This window comes from Brevundimonas sp. (assembly GCF_023259385.1).
Classification (GTDB): domain Bacteria; phylum Pseudomonadota; class Alphaproteobacteria; order Caulobacterales; family Caulobacteraceae; genus Brevundimonas.
In genome coordinates this window covers 1-6,293 of the sequence record NZ_JAHFPF010000211.1, presented here as the reverse complement: position 1 = coordinate 6,293, position 6,293 = coordinate 1, and the positions used below count along the sequence as shown (strand labels likewise).

Here is a 6,293-nt window from a genome sequence, read left to right as displayed (position 1 = left end):
CGCGACCAGCTATGGGGCGGGCGAGACGGGAGCCTACACCCTGCGGCTGACCGCCGTGGGCGGCGGGGCCGATGCGCCGGCCGCCGCCGCGCCAACAGGCGTGATTCGCCTGGGCCGGCCGGTCTCGGGTGAACTGCGGGACGGCGACGCGACGCTCAGCAGCGGCGAGTACACCGACAGCTGGACCCTGGCCGGTCGCCGGGGGCAGCAGCTGGACATCCGCCTGACCTCACAGGCCTTCGATCCCTATGTCGCCATCTCCGGTCCCGACGGCTTCTCCGAGTTCAACGACGACGACCCCTCCGCAGCGGATTCGCGCGACAGCCGCCTGCTGGTCACCCTGCCGGCCGACGGGGCCTACACCATCACCGCCACCAGCTACGCCGCCGGAGAGCGGGGGGCCTACCAGTTGTCGGTGCTGGAAGGCGCCGGCGCCGAGAAGCCGCCCGCGGCCGCGGTGCGAGCGTCCGAACAGGCCTCGCCCGGCGGGGAGATCCAGATCGGCCAGGCCATCGGCGGGGCCCTGTCCAGCGGGGACGAAACCCTCGACAGCGGCGAGTATTTCGACCGCTACACCTTCAACGGCCGGCGCGGCGAGCGCGTGGCGGTCGAGCTGACCTCCTCGGCCTTCGACGCCTACACCATCGTGCGCTCCCCCTCGGGCGAGCAGTTCGACAACGACGACGGCGACGACGGCACCAACAGCCGCCAGCAGATCACCCTGCCGGAAGACGGCCGGTACGAGGTCCAGGTCACCTCCTATCGTCCGGGCGAGACGGGCTCGTATCGCTTCACCGTCGAGCCCGGTCAGGAATCCTCGCGTCAGGCGGCGGCGCCCGGCGGCGCGCGGGTGTTCGCGGTCATGGTCGGGGTTTCGGACTACGGCGGCGCCCAGAACGACCTGGCCTTCACCGACGAGGACGCCCGCAAGCTGGCAGAGGCGCTGCAGCGCGAAGGCTCGCTGAACGACGCCAGCGTCGTCCTGACCAACGCCGAGGCCACGGTGGCGGGCGTGCGCTCGGCCTTCGAACGCGTCGCGGCCCAGGCCGGGCCGGACGACATGTTCCTGTTCTTCTTCTCCGGCCACGGCGACCAGAACGAGGTCGCGGTCAGCGGCGTCGAGCCGGACGGCAAGAGCGAGTCCATCGTCCTGCGCGACGGCGAGATCAGCGACGCCGAAATGGGCCGCCTGTTCGGGACGCTGCGCACCCGCCTGTCGCTGCTGGTGATCGACGCCTGCTACTCGGGCGGCTTTGCGCGCAACGTCGTCGACCGCCCCGGCGTCATGGGCCTGTTCAGCTCGGAAGAGGACCTGACCAGCGCCGTGGCCGACAAGTTCCGCGCCGGCGGCTACCTGTCCCACTTCCTGCGCGAGGGTATGTCCGGCGAGGCCGACATGGACGGCGACCGCCTGGTCACCGCGGGCGAACTGGCCACCTACCTGCGCCGTCAGTTCCGCACCGAGGTCGAGGACGTCGAATCGGAAACCCAGGACGGCCAGCGCAACTACCAGAACCTGGTCATCGACCGGGGCGGCGTGCAGGTCGACGACGTGATCGTGCGCCTGCCGGTCGCCGAATAGCGAGAGGATGAAGTGATGAAAGCATCGGGGTCGATCCTGGGCGGTTTTGTGATCCTGGCGAGCCTGGCGGCCGCATGCGGAACCGCCGCGCAGACCCAGGCTCGCGGTCCGGAACGCGCCCTGGTGGGGGCGACCTGGTCGGGTGGCGAAGAGCGGGGAATCGCCGGTTATGAAAACTATGGCGGCTCCTTCGTGCGTGCGCCGGTTGCGATCGGCGTTCACCGCTCGCTTTCGAACCCACGCGACTGGATCTTCGTCTCCAAGATCGAAATCGGTCGCGCTGGAGATCATGCCCTGTGGCGAGGCGTGGACACGGTTCGGGCGTCAGGACGCACCGCCGAGAGCTACGTCGCCTATGAATGCAAGCGGGCGAGCCGGGGGCTGAAGGACTCGACGCCGGAGCCTGGCGTCATCGCTCTGGTGGGCGCCGAATATGCGGTCGACAACGGCGACTTCGGCCTGCTGCGCGCCGAAGCGGCATGGGACGTGTCCGCCGACGGCGGATTGACCGCAATCCGCGAGCCGGTCGTCTGCGCCGACGAAGGCTACGGAGTCTGAAGGAGCAGGAAGGAAATGGTGGATGTGACAGGGATTGAACCTGTGACCCCCTCGGTGTGAAGGGCCTCAAAGGCAATTTCAGGGCATTTCAGGACTGTGCATAACTCGATAAATATCTGAAAAGCGTCATTTTAATTTTTCAGCACTTTTCTTGCTTTTTCGGGAAATTCTGCGTCTGGCGCCCCACCAGCGCCCCAGAATCTGCTAGGTTGGGACGCGTTTGATTTGCAGCGCAGGCGCGAGGAGAGCGCATTGTGGCCCGCGTTCTACTTACCACGGACCGTCAGATCTCTGGGCTGAAACCCGCTGACAAGGTCTACGAGATGGGGATCGGCGGCAGCCGGGGTTTGGGAGTTCGCGTCTTTCCCACGGGGCTGAAGCAATTCGAGTTCCGCTATGTCGCCGCGAACGGAACGAGGCGACGTCTCGGCCTCGGCGCCTACCCCGATCTGTCGCTGGCCGAGGCCCGCGCCAAGGTCGCGGGATTGCGCATCGCGGTGGTGGACGGCGGGGATCCCGTCGCGGAAAAGACCGCCGCCCGTGAACGGGCGCGAACCGGCGAAACCCTCGACGAACTCGCCGAGGCCTACTGGCAGGCGGCGACGGTGGGACTGCACGGTGGGCGCCGTCGGCCGAAGCGGGAGGTCACCCTCAGCAACGAACGCCAGATGTGGCGGAACCACATCAAGACCCCTCTGGGCGCGCGGCCGTTCACTGGAATCCGGCGCGCTGACGTCAAGGTCTTCATGCGCAAGCTGGTGACCGACAGCGGGTTGGCGGCCGCCAGCGTGGCGTCGATCGGCGCCGTGCTGCACGCCGTCCTGGGGTTCGCCGTGCTCGAGGAGCGTATCGAGTCCAATCCCGCGCTCGGCCTGGCCCGCCCGCTGGCCCTCACGTCGCGCGAGCGCATGTTCGACGACGCGGCCCTGCGGACGCTTTGGGACGCTGCGTCGGAGGCTTCCGTGCCGCGGGGACCGGGCGAGAAGACCGCAGGGGTTCATGCGCGTCTGGAGCCGGCGATGGGACTGGCCATCCAGCTATTGATGCTGACGTTGACGCGCCGCAACGAGGTCGCCGGCGCCCGAAAGACCGAGTTCGACCGGACAGCGAAGATCTGGACCATCCCGTCGGAGCGGGCCAAGGCCAAACATCAGCACGTCGTGCCGTTGGGGGACGACGCCCTCGAGGTGCTGGAAGTCGCCTGGGCGCTCGATCCGGGCAGTCCCTACCTCTTTCCATCGGCCCGATCTCCCGGCCAGCACCTGGACCCGCACGCCATCACCCGCGCGTTCGCCCGAACCTGCGCGCGCAGGAAGCTGGCGGTGGGGTCTCCCCATGACGTCCGGCGGTCGGGCGCGACCACGCTCACCGGGCGGTATGGCGTCAGCCGCTTCGTGGTCGGGCTGGTGCTCGGACACACGCCCAACGAAGGGGCGGCGGTCACCAGCGTCTATGACCGGCACACCTATGTGCCGGAGAAGCGGGCGGCGCTGGAGCTGTGGGCCAACCATGTCGTCCGGCCCGGTCGTTCGGTCGCTCCACGCCCGACGGCGATGGCGCCGGCAGCGGTAGCCGACACCCATGTCGGCGAGGCCAAGGCGCGAGCGCTGGCGCTGTGTCAGACGGGAGATCTGCACGAGGCGGTGCTGTCGATCTGCATGGACCTGTCCCGTCATCCGGACACCGCCAGCTCGCATCTGGCGATCCTCGGCAAGGTTGGCCTGGAACGCGCCGCCGCAGGTTCGCGCGCGCAGGTCGAAGACTGGATCAGCGGCTTCCGATAGCCCTTGAGAGATGGCTGACCCATTGCGGACCAGGGCGAACCGCCGCCATCTTGGGGAAGGTCCGACGCGCGCGACTGGAGGAATGGCGATGGCGACGGGCAGGGAGCATTGGAATGCGGTCTATGATCGGGGCGGCGAAACCGAAGTCAGCTGGTTCGAGAGGCAGCCCGAAAGCGCCCGCTAGGCCGAGACCGGCGGCCGGGTTCGGGCGCGCCAGATCAGCCAGGCGCCGGCCAGGATCATCGGGAAGGGCAGCATCATCCCCATGGTCAAGCCAAACGGATAGCTCTCCATGCCGAAATCGGGCTGGCGCACATTCTCAAGCGAGGCACGGATCAGGCCGTAGCCGAGCAGGAACAGGCCCGTGACGTAGCCGGGCCTCGCCAACAGGCGACCTCGGAAAATCGCCAAGGCCAGGACGCTGAGCAGCACTACGCCCTCCAGGAAGGCCTCGTAGAGCTGGCTGGGATGGCGCGGCAGGACGCCCGGACCGCCGGGATATTCGCACAGGACGCCGTACATCTGGCGGGCGCGCGCGTTGCAGAAGTTGATCCCCCACGGGGCGTCGGTGACCCGGCCCCACAGCTCTCCGTTGACGAAATTGGCAAGCCGGCCCAAGCCCAGCCCGATCGGCGCGACCGGCGCGATCAGATCGCCCAGGCTGAGCAGGCGGATCTTCTGCTTCGTGGCGAACCACAGGACGGCCAGGCTGACCCCGATCAGCCCGCCATGGAAGCTCATGCCGCCGTCCCAAAGCCGGAACAGCGCCAGCCGCTCGCCCCAGGTCGAACCAGTGAACAGGTCGCCGTACAGGTGCGGCTGGTAGAACAGGGCGTAGCCGAAGCGCCCGCCCAGGATGATGCCCAGAGTGATCCAAAGCATCAGGTCGTCCAGCTGCCGGCTCGTCACCGGCGGCTCGGTCGGCGCCCACAGCGAGGTCGCCCTGGCCAGACGCGCGGCGTACCACCAGCCCAGCACGATCCCCAACACATAGGCCATGGCGTACCAGCGGAAATCCAGCGGTCCGATGCTGAAGATCACCGGGTCGAAGTCGGGAAAGGGCACTCGCGCTCCTGCAGGCGGTTCGAGGACGGTCTAGCAATCGCCCCCGTGGTCGCGCCAGTCGCCGGGCAGCCTTTGTCGACACCTTGAGCGCTTCCCCAGCGGAGGAGCGGCGCCGAAATCGCCGGGCGCCGCGCGTTCCGGACCCGCGCGGCCGGTGGAAGTGCCCGTGCGACGGCCCCGCTGAAGCCTGCCCGCCTTGGGGCCGCGCCGGTTCTCGGCCCCGTTCCGGTAGGCCGCCCAGCCGGAGACGATCTAGAGGCGTTGGAGCGCCTTCAACAGCTTCTCGCCGACTTCGCGCGCCTTCTCGTCCAGGGCAGGATTGCCGACGACCAGCATAGAGGCGACCGGGTCGATCGCGGCGACCTCTGTCCTGCCTGCCGAAATCTCCTGCACCACCACATTGCAGGGCAGCAGGGCGCCGACCTTGTCTTCGATCTGCAGGGCCTCGTAGGCCATTCGCGGATTGCAGGCGCCCAGGATCAGATAGGGGCGAAACTCCACGTCGATCTTCGTCTTGAGAGTCTTGCGGACGTCGATCTCGGTGATCACGCCGAAGCCTTCTTCGCTCAGGGCCTCGCGGGTGGCCGCGACCGTTGTGTCGAAGTCGAGGTCCAGGGTTCTGGAAAAATAATAGCTCATGGCGATTGCTCCTTGTGAGATCAGAACGGCCCGACGGTGCGAGCCAGCATGTAGAGGGCGACGACAAAGATGAGACCGGCGAACAGCACGTTCAGCGCGCCGCGTTTGCGGTTCATGATCCGGGCGACCCGGGCGCCGATCAGGCCTCCGACCACGCCGCCGGCGATGAAGATCGCGGCGACCCTCCAGTCCACCAGGCCGGCCCAGGCGTAGCTGGAGGCCGTCGTCACCCCGAAGGCGGCGACGCCGACTAGCGACGAGGCCATGGCATTCAGGATCGGCATGCCGGTGGCGAGGATCAGACCCGGGACGATCAGGAAGCCTCCGCCGATGCCGAAGAAGCCGGACAGAAGTCCTGTCCCGAACCCAAGGCCGACAAGCCGGGGACCATTTTCCGCGCTGAGCCGAACATCGGGCAGGCCCTGGCCGGAGCGGTTCCTCAACATCAGCCCGCCGACCACGAGCATCAGCACGGCGAAGAGCGCCAGCAGGTTGTCGCCGTCGACCTGGCGGCCCGCGAATGATCCGATCAAGGCGCCGACGACCCCGGCGGCGGCGAAGACGCTGGCGCATCGCCATTTGACCGCGCCCTTGCGGGCGTGACTGACCAGGTTGATCCCGGCGTTGGACGCCACCGCGACCGCGCTCGTGCCGATCGCGACATG

At 68.0% G+C, this 6,293-nt stretch carries 6 protein-coding genes; 3 read left to right on the top strand and 3 right to left on the bottom strand.

Annotation, left to right across the window (positions count from 1 at the left end; all coding sequences use genetic code 11):
• The 3 genes from Q0C81_RS14510 to Q0C81_RS14500 form a co-directional block, all read left to right on the top strand.
• Positions 1-1,582 (top strand): pre-peptidase C-terminal domain-containing protein (locus Q0C81_RS14510; RefSeq protein ID WP_291839397.1); only part of this gene is annotated, 1,582 nt, incomplete at its 5' end.
• A gap of 48 nt (positions 1,583-1,630) precedes the next feature.
• Entirely contained in the window at positions 1,631-2,140 is a 510-nt protein-coding gene (locus Q0C81_RS14505; protein ID WP_291839394.1) for a hypothetical protein, read from the top strand.
• A gap of 254 nt (positions 2,141-2,394) precedes the next feature.
• Entirely contained in the window at positions 2,395-3,924 is a 1,530-nt protein-coding gene (locus Q0C81_RS14500) for a site-specific integrase (protein WP_291839391.1), read from the top strand.
• A gap of 180 nt (positions 3,925-4,104) precedes the next feature.
• On the opposite strand, the gene lgt is transcribed toward Q0C81_RS14500, so the two are convergent.
• From lgt to Q0C81_RS14485, 3 genes are all read right to left on the bottom strand, one after another.
• Positions 4,105-4,989 carry a prolipoprotein diacylglyceryl transferase gene (lgt, locus tag Q0C81_RS14495; protein WP_291839389.1) on the bottom strand — a complete coding sequence of 295 codons (885 nt, stop codon included), beginning with the start codon at positions 4,987-4,989 and terminating at the stop codon, positions 4,105-4,107.
• Positions 4,990-5,241: 252 nt separating this feature from the next.
• Complete coding sequence (locus Q0C81_RS14490; protein ID WP_291839386.1) at positions 5,242-5,628, bottom strand: DUF302 domain-containing protein; 387 nt, start codon at positions 5,626-5,628, stop codon at positions 5,242-5,244.
• A gap of 20 nt (positions 5,629-5,648) precedes the next feature.
• The coding region (locus tag Q0C81_RS14485) for a sulfite exporter TauE/SafE family protein (protein WP_291839383.1) at positions 5,649-6,293 on the bottom strand (645 nt) is incomplete at its 5' end.